This is a genomic window from Psychromonas sp. psych-6C06, assembly GCF_002835465.1.
Lineage (GTDB): Bacteria > Pseudomonadota > Gammaproteobacteria > Enterobacterales > Psychromonadaceae > Psychromonas.
Genome location: NZ_PIZM01000001.1, coordinates 487,097 through 504,253 on the forward strand (window position 1 = coordinate 487,097; position 17,157 = coordinate 504,253).

Sequence of the window (17,157 nt, forward strand, 5' to 3'; positions counted from 1 at the left end):
AAGGAGGATAAATCCCCCTTTGTATATGCATCATATCGCGCAAAAAATTACTTTTTAAGTTGTGCTGTCGCAGGTTTGAATGAATTAATTTTTTTATTCACTTCACGACGCTCTTTAGAAAGCTCTGCACCAACGATGATATGATCATCAACACGATCTTCATAGTCGCATAACATGTTTTTAATGATCGCTTTGATATCATTCTGATCCATGTCTGCAGTAATGTAGTCTACTAGGTTACCTAATAGCTCAACACGTTTACGGTTATCACGAATCTTTTTATCGTTATCGAGAATTTCACGCTTTAATTTGTTTTTACGGCGTGTATTTTTTACTAGTTCAAGTACATTCGACATTTGTTATACCTTTTTTATCATTGTATTTTTTATGTTCTTATTTCCTGCTTTTCTATTATACCTATTGATAAGCATAACGCTGTTTTATTTTAAAAATAATAGCAGCTAATCGCAATATTATTGTGTTGTATCATTAATTTAATTATTTGTGAATGCATTTGTTATTAATAATTCATGACATGTTTAATTAACACTTCCAGTTAAGCATCGCGGACCTTAACTCGGTTGTTATTATCACGACTGCGCTTTATTAGTTCGTTATCAGTATTGAACTGTTTTGATTTTGATAACCGATCATACAGTAATACATTCACTGTTGCGGCTAAGTTCATACAACCGATAGTTGGCACATATACCACCGCATCTGCTTGGTTGATTAGGCTCTGTTTTAGTGTCCCATCTTCAGGGCCAAATAGATATAACGCTTTCTCTGGGTGGATGAAACTAGGTAGCGGAATTGCGCCTTCGACGAGATCGACACAGATAACTTTGACATCATCTTTTTTATTATCCAGTAGCTGTGCTTGTTGAGTCAGCGGAATAGTACTCGTTACTTTTTTGGTATCGGTATTAAGCTTCACGGCACGATCGTATCGAGTTCCCGTATAAACGACTCTATCAACTTCATAGCAACCTGCTGCACGCATTACTGCACCTACATTAGTCGCACTTTTAGGATCACTTAATCCAATGGTGACGCTTTGCTTTGTCATAGAATTTCTTATATTTTTATGCAATTAAATGTGCTGATATTTTAACGAGAGTGGCAAAATTATGCAAAACATCAAACATTGATTTTTCGTTGATTAGCGAAGTTCCCTTTGAGGTATTACGCTTTATTAAGCGCTGATATGAGGTAATCGATGGTAGCTAAAATTAAAAGAACCGAGCAACAATGGGTTCGTATCTTATCAAAAAATGAGTTACCCGCTATCACCTCAGTGGCTACCATGTTAGATAAATTTTCCGATAACGATACGGCCTCTATTCCTTATTTAAGTAAAGCGATTTTACATGATCAAGGGCTTTCCTCTTGCCTGTTAAAAGTGGTAAACAATACACCTCGCATTGCCGTTTCCCGTGTTAATACCGTTTCTCGCGCTGCCATTGTTTTAGGTATACGTGCAGTAAAAAATATCTGCCTGACATCAAAAGTGTTAGGGGGGTTATTAGCAAGTCAAAATTTATCACCTGAAATCCATCATCGTTTAACGATGCTCATGGCAAATGCTTTTTATGCCGGCCTATTGGCTAAAATGATGGTGCCTAATCACAGTGAAGATACACAAGAGCAAGTCTATTTAGCGGCTATGATGTACAACATTGGCGAGACATCATTTTGGAGTACCCCAAATGAGTGTGCAAATATACTAATAAAAGAAGCGGGTTTACCCTCTGAAAAATTCCAACAGCGTTGTGAACAATTATTGTCTTTTGATTTTAACGCGTTGAGCATTGGCCTCGCTAAAACATGGAATTTAGGGGAGCTGTTAATTAAATCATTAGATTCACCTGAGTCAAGAACCGTCGAGATGCAAACTATCAGCCTTGCAAATCAATTAAGTGAAGCGATTTCTCAGCCTCCAGAAAATAAGCTGATATTTGATAATATTTTAAAGCGTATCTGCGTCAATATGAAAATTGAGGTGAAGTTTTTAAAACAGCGCATTGAGCAAACTCGTGAGCTAGCTATCCAACTGCTAAGTGCTTATGGCGCATCGATATTAGAGCATCATATTAAACCCTTGCCAGTTGCGAGTGACTTTATTAATCCAGTCTCTAGTACATTTCTGCTAGAAATAAGCAAAGAGAGGGCCTTACTTACGACGGTTAAAAGCTTGACTCAGTTATGTAAACAGAGCCATAACATTAATGACTATTTAACTTTAACCCTACAACAAAGTGCAATTACTTTAGGGTTTGATCGTTGTGTCTTTTGGATGTTGAGTGCAGACAGGAAAAAAATAGAAGCTCGTAGTTGCTATGATAAAGCTGGTAATTTACAAACATTACACCGCTGTTTACATATCAGTAATAATGTTAATCTGATTAGCCATGTATTAGAAATGGATAAAGCGATTATTGTGGAGAGCCCAAGAGATCCTAAATGGTCAACATATATCACTATTGAACTGACAAAATTAGTGGCTGGTGGAACAATATGCCTTGCACCAGTTAAATTGGATAATAAGATTATCGGTATTGTAAGTGGTCAGCATTTGTCTGAATGTGAGAAAATCAGCGCTGATGACTTCTCACAATTTTGTTTTTTGATTGAACATTTAAACATCTGTTTAAGTTTTATAGCGCCTCGTTAAAGTGCTTCAATCTCAGTTAAACGTTGCGTTAGTTCAGCAAGGTCAACTTCAACGTCATCCTTTGTTTCTTCAGCCCAGTTCAAACCAATCACCACATTATCTGCTAAAAGATCATCTACCCAGTACTCAAACCAATCTGCCAATGTGATAGCTGTAGCAGTATAGTCTTTCCATTCATCAATACAATGTGCCTGGGCAAGCGTTTGTGTTGACCATAAAGGCATCACCTCTGTTTCTTCAAATTGAATTGAATCAAGTACGACCCAGTCTTGTGTTGCACTATCTTGAAGCGCCCAAAGTTTCTGTGTTGGTTTTACGTCATTTAAAAATAATTCAAGTATTTGTGAAATGTTCATAATATTCTCTTATATGATGGGAGCGATTATGTACGCATAGTACACCGATTTGCGTCAAAGGAGCTATTGCTTTATTCGTGCTTAGCATTGCAATTTTATTATATTTGCATCAATTATAAAAATAACTGACAATAAAGGCTGTTTTTATATACAGGCTTTAATGTGTCCGATTTAACAGTTCAACCACAACGAAAAATAATTCATATCGACATGGATTGCTTCTATGCGGCTGTTGAGATGCGAGATAATCCTGAATATCGTGATATCCCGTTGGCTATTGGTGGCAAGGTTGATCGTCGGAGCGTGCTTTCTACCTGTAACTATTTAGCACGTCGTTTCGGTGTACGTTCAGCAATGCCGAGCTATAAAGCAAAACAACTGTGCCCAGAATTAGTGATTATTCCGGGACGGATGCAAGTTTATGTTGATATTTCGAAACAGATACGTGCTATTTTCGAACGGTATACTGATCTAATTGAGCCACTTTCTCTTGATGAAGCTTTTCTAGATGTGAGTGAGTGTAAGCTGTTTCAAGGATCTGCAACCTATATTGCTCAGGATATTTGCCGTACAATTTTTGAAGAGCTACAACTTACTGCTTCAGCAGGCGTTGCATCGGTAAAATTTCTGGCGAAAATTGCTTCCGATGAAAACAAACCTAATGGTATCTGTGTTATTCCTCCCGATAAAATTAGCGCTTTTGTTAAAACCTTACCATTAAAGAAAATCCCCGGAGTTGGAAAAGTAGCACAACAAAAATTAGCTGACAAAGGTCTATATTATTGTGCCGATGTACAGCAATATCCACAATCAAAGTTGCTTAAGGAGTTTGGAAAATTAGGTGGTGCATTGCTAGACTTTAGTCAAGGTATCGATCGTCGTGAAGTACAGCCTTTTAGAGAGAGAAAATCCTTAGCTGTAGAACATACCTTTAGTTATGATATTTCAGGAGAAATACAATGTACTGAAAAATTAATCCCATTATTTGAAGAGCTAACAAAGCGCTTGCAAAAAATACTCGATGAAAAGATGGTTGTAAAAATGGGCGTTAAAATTAAGTTTTCTGATTTCAGTATTAAAAATACAGAGCGTCAATCGACAGAGTTATCCATCACTTCTTTTAAGGTATTATTACATCATCTATTGCACAAAAGTCCGGTTAAACCGATTCGTTTAATGGGAATTTCTGTCGGGCTTGCTCCGCGTAAAGAGCAACAAAAAGCGGTACAATTAAACCTATTAGAATAGGAGTTATTCAATGCAAAATACGGTATTGGTCACAGGATCAAGTGCAGGCATCGGAGAGGAGTTTGCATGGCAACTTGCTCGCCTCGGCTATAACCTACTTCTCGTTGCGAGACGAACCGATAAACTCAGTGCGTTACAAAAAGCGATTACGCTTAAATTTCCACGTCAAAAATGTCTCACTCTTGCACTGGATTTGAACGAAGAGTCTGCAACACAAAGTATAAATAATTTTGTTGATTTACAGCAGATCGAGCTTGTTGGATTGATCAATAATGCTGGTTTTGGCGCTCGAGGAGCTTTTGCTGAACTGAGTGAGGATCGCCAGCGAGATATGGTTCAAGTAAACATTCTGTGCCTCACCCGCTTAACACATGCCTTTATCCCTTATCTGAAAAAACAAAAAAATACGTTTATTATTAATGTTGCTTCAACAGCCGCTTTTCAAGCTGGACCCAATTTAGCAATCTATTATGCCAGTAAAGCCTTTGTCCTTTCATTTAGTGAAGCGCTACATGAAGAGCTAAAAGGGCAGATACAAGTGAGTGCGTTATGCCCTGGTGCGACTAAGACCGAATTCGCTCAGATTGCTGGAATGTCTGATTCGTTAGTATTTAAAATGCGTGTGATGGAGAAACAAGCCGTAGTCTCATTCGCTTTAAAAAATAGGCATAAAGCGATTGCCATTCCTGGGCTAATAAACAAAATAGGGGTAATCATAGTAAAGCTATTACCCCGTTCAATTACCCGTAAACTTGCGTTTCAAATCCAAAAATGATCGTCATCTATTGAGTCAGGTTGCTGATGCCATCATAAATAAACTGAATTGCAAGCGCGGCTAATACAACGCCAAGGAAACGTTTTAAAATTTCATCGCCTGTTTTGCCTATTACTTTTTTTAGATTTTTAGAAATGATCATAAGTACAAAAGTGAGTAATAATGTAGATATGATTGCAGCCGATACCGCGATGGTTCCTTCTGTGTCGCTTTCCTGTGAAAACAGTAGCAGTGCAAGCGTCAATGTGCCTGGGCCTGCCAATAAAGGAATCGACATCGGAAATACAGATATATCTCTTTGCTCGCCTGTATTACTGAAATTAACATCAGATGTGATCATTTGAAAGGCAGTGTAGAACAGCAGTAAGCCACCAGAGATACGCAATGAGTTTATGCTAATACCGAGATGATAAAACAAAGTTTCACCATAATTTCCGAAAAGAATTAGGGTTAATCCACTGATGATTATCGCTTTGCTTGCCATCACATATCGGTATTTTTTGTCTCCATCATTAACCAAAGAGTTAAAAATAAGTGCGGCCCCGATGGGGTCGATGATGACAAACAATGCTGTCATCGCATGCAGGTATGCTGACATATCCATATTTTATTCCTTAAAAAATGAGGTGCGCAAACCCTGAGATAACCGGCAAGGTAACCAAGGTACGTAAAATAAAAATAACAAACAATTCAACGATGTTAACGGGGATTTTACTACCCAATAACAATGCGCCTACTTCACTCATATAAATTAATTGTGTCACTGACATCGCGGCAATAATGAAACGAGTCATATCTGATTCTATTGATGTAGCAAGAATAGAGGGAATAAACATATCAGCAAATCCTACAACAATAGTTTGTGATGCAAGTGCTGCCTCTGGGACTTGTAGTAATTCTAAAATAGGGATAAATGGGTAGCCCAAGTAAGCAAAAATAGGTGTGTATTCAGCAATGATTAACGCGATGGTTCCCATTGCCATCACAACCGGTAAGACACCAAATACCATATCAATAACGTTTTTTAAGCCGTCTTTTAAAGTGTGTGTGACACCATGACTTTTTGACGCTTTTAATAGTGCCTGTTCAAGCCCCCATGAAAAAATGTTATGGCCTTGTGGCGTCATTTCTGAATTTTTGACTCGTGGGGTTTCGTCGATATAGTTGTCTTTTTTCCAACATAACGGTGGTAACTTAGGCACAATAATCGCAGCCACTACGCCGGCCATACAAACAGCAAGGTAAAAGGGTAAAAAGAGGTGTTCTAATTTCACTTGTGAAATAACAACTAATGAAAAAGTAATAGACACCGCTGAAAAAGTAGTACCTATAATAGCAGCTTCACGTTGTGTGTAAAACTTAGCTTCGTACTGTTTGCTAGTCATAAGAATACCGACACTACCATCTCCTAACCAAGAGGCCATGCAATCAATAGCACTTCGCCCAGGTAAGTTAAAAATAGGGCGCATTATTTTGGTGAGTAGGGTGCCAAATAATTCCAGTAAGCCAAAATTAAGCAACAGAGGAAGCAGCAATCCTGCGAAGATAAACACACAAAATAATACTGGTAGAAGATCATTTAATACCAGTGCGCCAGTGCCACCCGAGTAAATCATTTCTGGGCCAATCTGTAAGTATGTTAATACAATAAAAACTGCCCCAATAATCCTAACAGCAAACCATACAGGTGAAACATCAAATAGTCCTCTAAAGAAGGTGCTGTCGTTAATCCACTTGAAGGAAGCAACTTTGTGAGCAGTTGTCATTAACGCCGTAAATAAGACAACTACTGTTACGATTAGGGGTAAACTGCTACCTAGTAAACTTTGTAATGTTTTAGCAACGATAGCGATTGGGATAGTGATGTTACCTTCATAGCTGATTGGCATCATAAACAAAATTAAGCCGATAAGTGAGGGCACAATAAAAGTTAATATTGTCTGTAAATTGTGTGTTTTTATATTCTGCACAGGAGTACCTTGGCAATTGAATTTTTGAGAAAAGCAGGGGCTTTTCTTTGAACGCGCAGGGTACTTACTTTATTTAAAATTGTAAATGGGCGGAAACTGGCAAAGATCAATGAATGTTTAAAAATTTTCAACAAGCAATTTTATTCGCGCTATGCTGTTAATGGCTGTTGATTATTAGAGTTTATTCGTTGCAGTAATTTGTCGACTATTCATGCAACGTTTTTACTATGTCGTTAAGTTATTGCAAATCAATAGGCGAAAAATTATTAAACAGGGTTAACAAGCGTTATCCATTTCATTCAACAGATCCTAACCTAACAAAAAATAGGGATATTATGAGCAGTAATTTACTTATTCGATCAGCGGAAAATCTTAAAAAAGCTGTGCCACTGATGATGAAATATAAAGTGCCAACCACTCCATTAAACTACGCCTTATGGTACACCTACGTTTCCGATGAATTGCCTCTATTAAATGAAAAACTCGATAGCCTTTTAGAAAATAGTGAAGTTTGTCCGCCTGCACAGGCGAACGTTTTATATCGTGAGTTTGTGGCAGATCAAACGGAATCAGAAACTTGGGCGATGCGAAATAGTATTGATAAAATGCTTATTCAGTTAGGGCAGTCATTGACGGATACGTGTAAAGATACTAATGATTTTCAAAAGTCTTTTGCACAAACTTTTGATGATATTAATAATGTCGATGATAATGGCTTGTCAGTTGAAGAGGTGATTGGGCTGTTGAAGAAGCTCCAAGGAGATTCTAAAAATATACAGCGATCGACTTCATTTTTTTCTGCCAGTTTAGAGAGTGCAAGAGGAGAGATTGCTTCACTCAAAGCTCAGTTAGAAAAAAGTCAAAAACAAGCGTTGTATGACTCATTAACTGGGTTGCTTAATCGGCATGCTTTTGACTCTGAGATTTCTGTTTTTCTAGATTCGAAAGCTGATGGACTCTGTTTAATATTGGCTGACATTGATCATTTTAAAATGTTTAATGATCAATGGGGACATCTACTGGGCGATCAAGTTTTGAAAGCGGTAGGGCGAAAACTCAATGATTGTATGCGTGAAGGTTCAACAGCGTATCGCTTTGGAGGAGAAGAGTTTGTAATTTTAGTCCCTAAAAGCAAACTTCGAATTGCTCGCCATATGGCGGAGACGATACGTAAAATGATTGAAAAGTTAAGTTTAAAAGATAAGCGTTCAGGGCAAACGATTAAAAATATCACTCTTTCATTCGGCGTTGTAGAATTTCAACAAGAAGAGTCATTAACTAGTTTTATTGCTCGTGCTGATAAGTATTTATATGAAGCTAAGCGGCTAGGAAGAAACCGAGTATTACCAATGCTGTAATTATTACTCATATTTTATTCACTCCTGCCGATAACAGCGTTATGATTGTTTTTTATTAATTTGTAGGAGGAACTGTGCATTTAACTCAACAGGAAAGGCGCACTTTTGAGCGTTTGAGTTTTACTTCAAAAGTATTGATAACTCATAATGGTCATGATCAATGGGTTGAATGTAAAGACGTGAATACCGAAGGGATGTCACTGTATCTAGAAAGTAACCCCCTGAAATTACACGATGAAATTGCGGTACGCTTTGATGATGCCGATGCCCATTTTCCGGCGTTAAATGTGGACGCTGATGTTATTCGTGTACAGCCTATTGAGAGTGGTTTTGTTGTCGCGCTAGAATTTGTTGCCATCTATTAATTTTTTCCTATCAAAGTACCAACTCAGAAGAGACAAAAATGAATAAAATTCAGATCGAAGAAAAGAGTATATATCCTTCAAAGGTTGTTTGTATTGGGCGTAATTATGTTGAGCATATTGTAGAGCTTGATAATGAGATTCCTGAGCAGATGGTGTTTTTTATAAAACCTAATTCTGCTATTTCAGATGTTATTATTAGTAATGTCGAAGAGCCCATTCATTACGAAGCGGAGATCTCCTTTGTTATTACCGATAACAAAATATCGGCTGTAGGTGTTGGCTTAGATATGACTAAACGCGGTATACAGTCTGCGCTGAAAAATAAAGGATTACCTTGGGAACGTGCAAAAGCGTTTGATAATTCCGCGGTATTTAGCCCTTTTATTCCGTTCACTGGAGATGTTACTTCATTGTCAATGCGATTATTTATCAATGATCTTGAAACGCAACATGCAAATTACCCATTGATGATCAATAAACCCGAAGAGATTATTGATGAAGTAGGTACGTTTATGCGCTTTGAAGATGGAGATATTTTAATGACAGGTACCCCAAAAGGGGTGGGTGTCGCTCACAAAGGTGACCGATTTAAGGGACAAGTTTTTTACAACGATAAGTTGTTACTTGAACAACATTGGACCGTATTATAATCAGAGAGACAGTTGCGAATATTCACCTCTTTAAGATTATTCGCATTTCATTTTGAAAACACACCATTTTTCATCGCTTTTTTCGCCTTTTTCCCCTTTTCGTAACATAACAGGGCTAGCCTTATCTCTCTGATTTGCGTAAAATTACGCACTATTTTTTTATGTAATAGCAAATGTATTAAATTTGTGATTTGAAATTTCAATGTTAAAAATATTCTGTATTGCATTTACCGTGTGGTAAATGCCATTGTTAACATTTGCAAACAATCAGTTATTTAATACATTTGCTATATTAATCGAGATAAAAACCCATGCAGCACCTTGATGAAATCGTTGCTAATGCGCAACAACAGATAGAAAACGCCGTTGATGGCAATGAATTAGAAGAGATCCGCTTACAATATTTAGGTAAGAAAGGGATCATGACTGAACAGATGAAAGGGTTAGGTAAATTACCACCTGCCGAAAAACCTGCTGCAGGTCAGATGATTAACAAAGCCAAACAAGCGATTCAAGCAGTACTCGTTGCTCGTAAACAAGCTTTTGAAACAGAAGCGTTAAATGCCAAGCTAGCACAGGAAACGATTGATGTAACACTGCCAGGTCGTGGTGCGCCACTCGGTAACATTCACCCTGTTACGCGCACAACTGAACGTATTGTTGAATTTTTCAGTGAATTAGGGTTTGAAGTCAAAGATGGTCCTGAAGTTGAAGATGGTTACCATAACTTTGATGCACTTAATATTCCACCGCATCATCCTGCCCGTGCTGATCACGATACGTTTTATTTTAATCCTGATTTAGTATTACGTACACAAACATCAGGTGTACAGATTCGTACAATGGAAACTCAAGAGCCTCCTGTACGTATTATCTCGCCAGGACGCGTGTACCGTAACGATTACGATCAAACTCATACGCCAATGTTCCACCAAGTTGAAGGCTTAATGATCGCTGAAAACGTGAGCTTTGCACAACTTAAAGGTATTTTAAACGACTTCTTACATAACTTCTTCGAAGAAGATTTAGAGATCCGTTTCCGTCCTTCTTACTTCCCATTCACAGAGCCTTCTGCAGAAGTTGACGTGAAAGGTAAGAACGGTTGGTTAGAGATTCTTGGCTGTGGCATGGTCCACCCAACCGTATTAAAAGCAATGGGCGTTGATCCAGAAAAATATTCAGGTTTTGCCTTTGGTATCGGTATCGAGCGTTTAACAATGCTTCGTTACGGCGTAAATGATTTACGTTCTTTCTTTGAAAACGATCTTCGTTTCCTCAAGCAATTCAAATAAGGGTTAAAAATAATGAAATTTAGTGAAGCTTGGTTACGCGAGTGGGTTAACCCAGAAATTAGCAGTGCAGATTTACAACACCAAATTACGATGGCCGGCCTTGAAGTTGATGACGTTGATGCCGTTGCTGGTGAATTTACAAAAGTACTTGTCGGTGAAGTGGTTGAATGTGGCCAGCATCCAGATGCAGACAAACTACAGGTAACAAAAATCAATATCGGTGAAGATGAATTAATCGATATCGTATGTGGTGCAAAGAACTGTCGTTTAGGTCTTAAAGTAGCTGTTGCGGTAGTGGGTGCTGTATTACCAGGTGATTTTAAAATTAAAAAAGCAAAACTACGCGGACAGCCATCATTTGGCATGTTATGTAGTGAATCTGAGCTGGGCATGGCAGAAAGTGCAGAGGGTATCATTGAATTACCTTTAGATGCGCCAATTGGTCAATGTGTGCGTGAATACCTGCAACTTGACGATGTGACGATTGATGTTGATTTAACGGCAAACCGTGCAGACTGTTTAGGTATCGCGGGCCTTGCGCGTGAAGTGGGCGTTTTAAACGCTATTTCAGCAACTGAGCCAACATGGGAAAATGTTGCCGTTTCAATTGATGATACAGTTGCTATTAATCTGCAAGCGCCACAAGCATGTCCTCGTTACCTTGGCCGTGTTATTAAAGGCATTAATCAAGATGTTGCAACGCCACTTTGGATGGTTGAAAAACTGCGTCGTTGTGGTGTGCGCAGTGTCGATGCAGTGGTTGATATCACGCAATATGTATTACTTGAGTTTGGTCATCCAATGCACGCCTTTGATCTTACTAAACTCGAAGGTGGCATTGAAGTGCGCCTTGCAGAGCAAGATGAAAAACTAACATTGTTAGATGGCAAAGAAGTTAAATTAAATGCCGACACTTTAGTGATTGCAGATCAATCTAAAGCGCTAGCAATGGCGGGTATTTTTGGTGGTCAGGACTCTGGTGTGCAACAGGGCACAACGGATATCTTCCTTGAAAGTGCATTTTTTGCACCGCTTGCAATCGCAGGTCGTGCACGTAGCTATGGTTTACATACCGATGCTTCTCATCGTTACGAGCGTGGTGTTGACCCCGTTTTACAAGCTAAAGCAATGGAACGTGCGACGCAGTTATTGGTTGAAATTTGTGGTGGTTCGGTTGGCCCAATTACAGAAGCTGTTAGTAATGAAAACCTACCTAAGCAGGCAACCATTACTCTAACACGCGTTAAATTAGATCGTTTAATTGGTCATGTTGTAGAAGATGCGCGTGTAACAGAGATTCTGACGCAGCTCGGTTGTGACGTTGAAACAACAGAAAACAGCTGGACCGTGGTGGCGCCAACTTATCGTTTCGACATGGAAATTGAAGAAGACTTAATTGAAGAAGTTGCGCGTGTATACGGTTATAACAATATTCCGAATATTGCTCCACAGGCTGCATTAACAATGCCCGCGCACAATGAAGCTGCACTGAAACTTTCTAAAATTCGTGATGTATTAGTAAACCGTGAATTTAATGAAGCGATCACGTATAGCTTTGTTGACCCTGACAAGCAATTAAAACTGCACCCTGAAGCGGATGCATTGATTCTGCCACATCCAATCTCTAAAGATATGTCAGCGATGCGTGTGAGCTTATTAACAGGTTTATTAGAGAGTGTTTCTAAAAACCAAAAGCGTCAACAGCCACGAGTGCGTTTGTTTGAAACCGGTTTACGTTTTGTTAAAGATGAAAATGCCGAAAATGGTATTAATCAACAAGCAATGTTAGCCGGTGTAATTATTGGCAATTTGAACGAGCAACACTGGGATCTCGAATCTCGTAATGTTGATTTTTTTGACTTAAAAGCAGATTTAGAAAGTGTCTTAGACCTTTGTGTTGATAGCACTAATTTTGAATTTAAAGCTGAAACACACAGTGCACTTCACCCAGGACAGTCGGCTGGCATATACCGCAATGGTAAGCACATCGGTTACATTGGTGCATTGCATCCAAACCATGTTAAGCCTTTTGCAATTAAAGGTACGCCAATCGTATTTGAAGTCCTGCTCGATGCAATTAGTACACGCCAATTGCCAGAGGCGGGCGATATATCTAAGTTCCCTGCAAACCATCGAGATTTAGCTTTTGTTGTAGATAAAAAGGTTGATGCAGGTAAGGTCTTAAAATTTATAGATAAAATTGGCGGAACCCAATTAGTTGGCTTAAACTTATTTGACGTATATGAAGGGCAAGGCGTAATTGAAGGTAATAAAAGCTTAGCAATAGGTTTAATCTTACAAGACACGACGCGCACTTTAGAAGAGCAGGAGATTGCTGATAGTGTTAACGCTATTGTAGAAGCGGTTTCTAAAGAGTTTAATGCATCTTTGAGAGAATAATTTATGGCACTGACTAAAGCTGAAATAGCGCTACATTTATCACAAGAAGTAGGTCTAAGCAAACGAGACGCAAAAGAGTTTGTTGAGTCCTTTTTTGAAGAGATCAAATCGACCTTAGCCAATGGAGAGCCCGTTAAAATCTCTGGCTTTGGTGGGTTTGAGCTTAAAGATAAAAGTGAACGCCCTGGTCGTAACCCGAAAACCGGTGAAGATATTCCAATTGCAGCACGACGCGTTGTAACATTTAGAGCGGGGCAAAAGCTCAAAGAGTTAGTCGAAGAAAATTTACCCGACACACCTCAAAACGGATAATTTTCTAGTTAAATTTTCAAACTGTTAAAAAAGTCGCATTGCGGCTTTTTTTATGCATTTTTTTTATGAACTGTGACGCATCTTTTTTTCCTAATTTCCCTACAATAAATGCCATTATTTAACAAATTTAACATTTATATAAGGGGAACCTTTTGCCTTTAAATCAATATAAAAAAATCGTGGTACTCACTGGTGCAGGCGTCTCTGCTGAATCAGGTATTCGTACATTTCGAGACAAAGATGGTTTATGGGAAAAGTATAAGCTGGAGGATGTTGCTACATTAGAAGGCTATAAAAAAAATCCAGAACTGGTGTTAGATTTCTATAATAAACGTCGTAAAGACTTTTGTACTGGTGATGTTGAACCTAATGCTGCTCACTATGCTTTAGCGGAATTAGAGGAAAATTTTCAAGGCGAGTTTTTATTAGTGACGCAAAATATTGATAATTTACACGAACAGGCGGGTTCTAAAAATGTGATTCATATGCATGGTGAGTTATTAAAAGCACGTTGCCCGAAAACCAATCAAGTGATTAATTGGTTAGATGATATGAGTAATAATGATCTTTGTCACTGTTGCCAGTACCCTGAAAACCTTAGACCGCATATTGTTTGGTTTGGGGAAATGCCACTCGGTTTAGATATTATTTACCATCACCTTTCTCAGGCAGATCTGTTTATTGCAATTGGCACCTCTGGCACGGTCTACCCTGCTGCCGGCTTCGTGGAAGAAGCTAAAAGTGTAGGGGCTTATTCCATCGAAGTGAATCTAGAAGCGAGTGAAATTCATAGCCATTTTGATAAAATTGAACAGGGTAAAGCGACACAAGTTGTACCACTTATCGTCGATAAGCTTTTGTCAGCTAAATCATTAGCATAAACGCTAAAATTCGTTACAATGTGGGCTTATTAACTATTAAGGCCTGTCGCTTGTTATGAACAAAACCCATTTTGTATTAGGGGGTGATCTTAAAAAATCACTCACCGAAGGTTACACCCTCGACTTTAAACAACTCTTCAAAGATGCATTTGTCATCACTCGTAAACATTTTTTGCCCTTGATTGTTGCTTGTTTGGTGACGGTCGCGATTGTTGCTCTGCTCTATACACTTAGCTTCGAAGCATTATCAAGCCTGAGTGATACCAATCAAACTATTGTTAATTTTATTTTTAGCTCCTTTATTGTGACGCCTTTGGTGACAGGCTTACAAATGATGGGGATTCATCATGCGATTGGTATTAAAACGCGCTCTATGGATCTATTTAATTTCTTTAATATTATTTTAAAATTGGCTTTAGGCAGTGTGATTATTAATATCATTGTTTATGTTTCAAGTGTTTTACTTAGCCAGTTGTTAGGGGATATTGGTTTACAACTTTCAATCATTGTAATGCTGTATTTAAACATGGCATTCTGTATGGTCTACCCACTGATTGCAGAGAAAAAAATTGCCCCTCAACTTGCAATAAAATTATCTTTTAAGCTCATTAATAAAAACCTTCGTCAGTTCACTTTCCTATTTATGACACTTGGTTTACTTGGCTTTATTGCTATTTTACCATCAGGTATTGGCCTGTTTTTCTTTATTCCTTTCTATTTTAATATTATGGGAATCGTGTATCGCCAAATGTGTGGCGTAGGCGTAGTTGCGACTGAAGTGACAGAAAATACTGATCAAAATGATTCATCTACCGAACAAAATTCGAACAATGATGATTCAAAAAATAACACTGATTTCGAGGCCTAAAATGCGATTTTTATTGCTATTTATTTCAATTTTCGTAAGCCAAAATGCATTTTCATCTACCTTAAAACTCGATTACTCTTTGTTTTTTGGCTACATGAAAACACTTTATAAATTAGATTATCAAGATGTTACTACCGCATTTTATCTAGTGCAGCCATCGGGTGAGAGTTGCACAATTAAAAAAGCAGAGTTAGTAGTTGATGAGAAAAGAGATCCGATTGAGTTCCAATCAGAAGGGCGTTTATTACCTTTCTTTTCCGATCAGCACCGTAAAGATGGTGGGGTTATCTATGTTACTACTGCGGAAAATCAAAACTGTGCATTACAAGTCACTCTAATGGCAAAAGAATCACAATTAGATGCTTTGACATTTGCAAAACTAACTCTTATAAGCGAACAACTTGAAGGGGTACTGCGAAAAAATGCCGGCATGATTGGCCGTTATTTCTTACCAACTTATCAAGGACTTCGCTTTAAATTAGCCTCTCCAATCAGCGCTGATAGCGCGTTGAAACTCGGTTACAGCGTTGCAGATAACGGCGACCTTTTGATTAGCAATAAGCGAATAAACGCAACGCAAGTGACAGAATTAATTCCTTATCAGGTGCTACGTATCACACCTTGGATTGTTAAATAACGTATAAATTTATATTCAAACTAACAATGCGTACTTTTTATCTGAGGTGGAATTGATTAAGTACGCTAACCTAATGAACATTGACTCAGAAACGAAATCTGCTAATCATACTTGCTTGTAGAATTACGACGATTAATTCATATTTTTAAAATATTAACCCACCATGCTTACTCTAACTCAGAGCTAAATACAGAGTGTTTAATCGAACGTTTTTATATTATATCAAATCCATTAAATAACTGATCAATCTTACTTGTTAAAAAAAGCTATTTCAGCGTTAAAAATTTCGCAAAGGGAACAGCCATTTACATCAATTTTCGCCTTTAACTAACTCCTTTTTCCTACGTAATATTTGATCACTATATTAACGGAATTGGTATTACAGTCGACTATCTATGATAGTTGCATAAACCGTTAATGAGCGAGAAGGGCAACATGTGTTGACCTCGTCAATTGCCACAAATAGCCTCAAACTTGTTGAAAAATAAACTCGCTAGATCAACCATCTCCATTCCACTATATTTTTGAATTCCTTAAAAAAATAGTGTCATTTATTTTTTAAACTATTCTTTAATATCAATGATTTAAGTGCACTATGTTTTATGGCAAAAGCATAAACAATTCGGTAGTATAACTACTTATTCATTGGTAAAGGTTAACGTTTTGAAATTTAATAATAAACAGGTCATTTTATTTGATCTTGATGGTACTTTAATCGATAGCGCACCTGATTTAGCTTTAGCGATTAACCATATGTTAACGTCACTTGGCAGAGAAACATTCAGTGATGATCTTATTCGTTCATGGGTTGGTAATGGTGCACAAGTAATTGTTAAGCGAGGCTTATCAGGTAAAGCTGATTATGATGACGCGGATATTGATGTCGCTTTATTTGACAAATCATTGGAAATATTTCTTAACTTCTATGCAAATAACCTTTGTGTAGATACAGTGACTTATCCTAATGTTCGTTCTACGTTGAAAATATTAAAAGCACAGGGTTATCGATTAGTTATTGTTACCAATAAGCCTTTTGATTTTATAGAGCCTATTTTAGATGGCTTACAGCTTGATGGTTTGTTTGAACTTTGTTTAGGTGGTGACAGTTTACCTGTTCGTAAACCTGATCCATTGCCACTTTTACATGTGTGTAGCAAACTAGGTGTAACGCCTGAAGAGTGCGTGATGGTAGGTGACTCTAAAAATGATATCTTAGCCGCTAACGCTGCCAATATGCAAAGTATTGGTCTTACCTATGGATATAATTACGGTGAAGATATTGGTGAGCATAATCCTGATGCCGTATTTTCAGACTTTGCAGATATCATTGCGCCGTTTGCAGTGACTAATCAGTATGATCTTGTGGAATAA

Annotated in this window: 18 protein-coding genes; 13 read left to right on the plus strand and 5 right to left on the minus strand. The window is 37.9% G+C overall.

Features of this window, described 5'->3' with window-relative positions; translation table 11 throughout:
- Positions 1–47: 47 nt before the first annotated feature.
- Together CW745_RS02190 and CW745_RS02195 are read right to left on the minus strand one after the other, a co-directional pair.
- Entirely contained in the window at positions 48–356 is a 309-nt protein-coding gene (locus CW745_RS02190; protein WP_101106834.1) for a DUF496 family protein, read from the minus strand.
- Positions 357–556: 200 nt separating this feature from the next.
- A complete protein-coding gene (locus tag CW745_RS02195; RefSeq protein ID WP_101106835.1) occupies positions 557–1,069 on the minus strand; it encodes an RNA methyltransferase in 513 nt (170 codons plus the stop codon).
- Positions 1,070–1,219: 150 nt separating this feature from the next.
- Between CW745_RS02195 and CW745_RS02200 the strand changes: the two genes are divergently transcribed.
- The gene (locus CW745_RS02200; RefSeq protein ID WP_101106837.1) at positions 1,220–2,674 is read left to right on the plus strand and encodes an HDOD domain-containing protein; all 1,455 of its coding nucleotides are present in this window, start codon (positions 1,220–1,222) and stop codon (positions 2,672–2,674) included.
- On the opposite strand, the gene CW745_RS02205 is transcribed toward CW745_RS02200, so the two are convergent.
- Entirely contained in the window at positions 2,671–3,030 is a 360-nt protein-coding gene (locus tag CW745_RS02205; RefSeq protein ID WP_101106839.1) for a DUF2750 domain-containing protein, read from the minus strand. The two genes, CW745_RS02200 and CW745_RS02205, sit on opposite strands and share 4 nt — an antisense overlap.
- 162 nt (positions 3,031–3,192) lie before the next feature.
- Between CW745_RS02205 and dinB the strand changes: the two genes are divergently transcribed.
- Together dinB and CW745_RS02215 are read left to right on the plus strand one after the other, a co-directional pair.
- Positions 3,193–4,278 carry a DNA polymerase IV gene (dinB, locus tag CW745_RS02210; protein ID WP_274521219.1) on the plus strand — a complete coding sequence of 362 codons (1,086 nt, stop codon included), beginning with the start codon at positions 3,193–3,195 and terminating at the stop codon, positions 4,276–4,278.
- A 10-nt stretch (positions 4,279–4,288) separates the two neighbouring features.
- Positions 4,289–5,053 carry an SDR family oxidoreductase gene (locus CW745_RS02215; RefSeq protein ID WP_101106841.1) on the plus strand — a complete coding sequence of 255 codons (765 nt, stop codon included), beginning with the start codon at positions 4,289–4,291 and terminating at the stop codon, positions 5,051–5,053.
- A 7-nt stretch (positions 5,054–5,060) separates the two neighbouring features.
- On the opposite strand, the gene CW745_RS02220 is transcribed toward CW745_RS02215, so the two are convergent.
- Both CW745_RS02220 and CW745_RS02225 read right to left on the minus strand, forming a co-directional pair.
- Positions 5,061–5,657: a MarC family protein gene (locus CW745_RS02220; protein ID WP_101106842.1), complete on the minus strand. Its 597-nt coding sequence runs from the start codon at positions 5,655–5,657 to the stop codon at positions 5,061–5,063.
- A gap of 10 nt (positions 5,658–5,667) precedes the next feature.
- Positions 5,668–7,023 carry a YjiH family protein gene (locus CW745_RS02225; protein WP_238596653.1) on the minus strand — a complete coding sequence of 452 codons (1,356 nt, stop codon included), beginning with the start codon at positions 7,021–7,023 and terminating at the stop codon, positions 5,668–5,670.
- A gap of 335 nt (positions 7,024–7,358) precedes the next feature.
- On the opposite strand from CW745_RS02225, the gene CW745_RS02230 reads away from it, so the two are divergent.
- From CW745_RS02230 to CW745_RS02275, 10 genes are all read left to right on the plus strand, one after another.
- Positions 7,359–8,381: a GGDEF domain-containing protein gene (locus CW745_RS02230; protein ID WP_101106844.1), complete on the plus strand. Its 1,023-nt coding sequence runs from the start codon at positions 7,359–7,361 to the stop codon at positions 8,379–8,381.
- Positions 8,382–8,455: 74 nt separating this feature from the next.
- Positions 8,456–8,746, plus strand: a complete 291-nt coding sequence (locus CW745_RS02235) for a PilZ domain-containing protein (protein ID WP_101106846.1) — start codon at positions 8,456–8,458, stop codon at positions 8,744–8,746.
- A gap of 38 nt (positions 8,747–8,784) precedes the next feature.
- On the plus strand, positions 8,785–9,396 hold the full coding sequence (locus tag CW745_RS02240) for a fumarylacetoacetate hydrolase family protein (RefSeq protein ID WP_101106848.1): 612 nt from the start codon (positions 8,785–8,787) through the stop codon (positions 9,394–9,396).
- 311 nt (positions 9,397–9,707) lie between these two features.
- Positions 9,708–10,688 carry a phenylalanine--tRNA ligase subunit alpha gene (pheS, locus tag CW745_RS02245; protein WP_101106850.1) on the plus strand — a complete coding sequence of 327 codons (981 nt, stop codon included), beginning with the start codon at positions 9,708–9,710 and terminating at the stop codon, positions 10,686–10,688.
- A 12-nt stretch (positions 10,689–10,700) separates the two neighbouring features.
- Complete coding sequence (pheT, locus tag CW745_RS02250; protein ID WP_101106852.1) at positions 10,701–13,088, plus strand: phenylalanine--tRNA ligase subunit beta; 2,388 nt, start codon at positions 10,701–10,703, stop codon at positions 13,086–13,088.
- Positions 13,089–13,091: 3 nt separating this feature from the next.
- Positions 13,092–13,400: an integration host factor subunit alpha gene (locus CW745_RS02255; RefSeq protein WP_101106854.1), complete on the plus strand. Its 309-nt coding sequence runs from the start codon at positions 13,092–13,094 to the stop codon at positions 13,398–13,400.
- A 152-nt stretch (positions 13,401–13,552) separates the two neighbouring features.
- A complete protein-coding gene (gene cobB, locus CW745_RS02260) occupies positions 13,553–14,281 on the plus strand; it encodes a Sir2 family NAD+-dependent deacetylase (protein WP_101106855.1) in 729 nt (242 codons plus the stop codon).
- Positions 14,282–14,336: 55 nt separating this feature from the next.
- Complete coding sequence (locus CW745_RS02265) at positions 14,337–15,149, plus strand: hypothetical protein (RefSeq protein ID WP_101106857.1); 813 nt, start codon at positions 14,337–14,339, stop codon at positions 15,147–15,149.
- Position 15,150: 1 nt separating this feature from the next.
- A complete protein-coding gene (locus CW745_RS02270) occupies positions 15,151–15,786 on the plus strand; it encodes a DUF2987 domain-containing protein (protein WP_101106859.1) in 636 nt (211 codons plus the stop codon).
- Between the two features lie 663 nt (positions 15,787–16,449).
- A complete protein-coding gene (locus CW745_RS02275) occupies positions 16,450–17,157 on the plus strand; it encodes a phosphoglycolate phosphatase (protein WP_101106861.1) in 708 nt (235 codons plus the stop codon).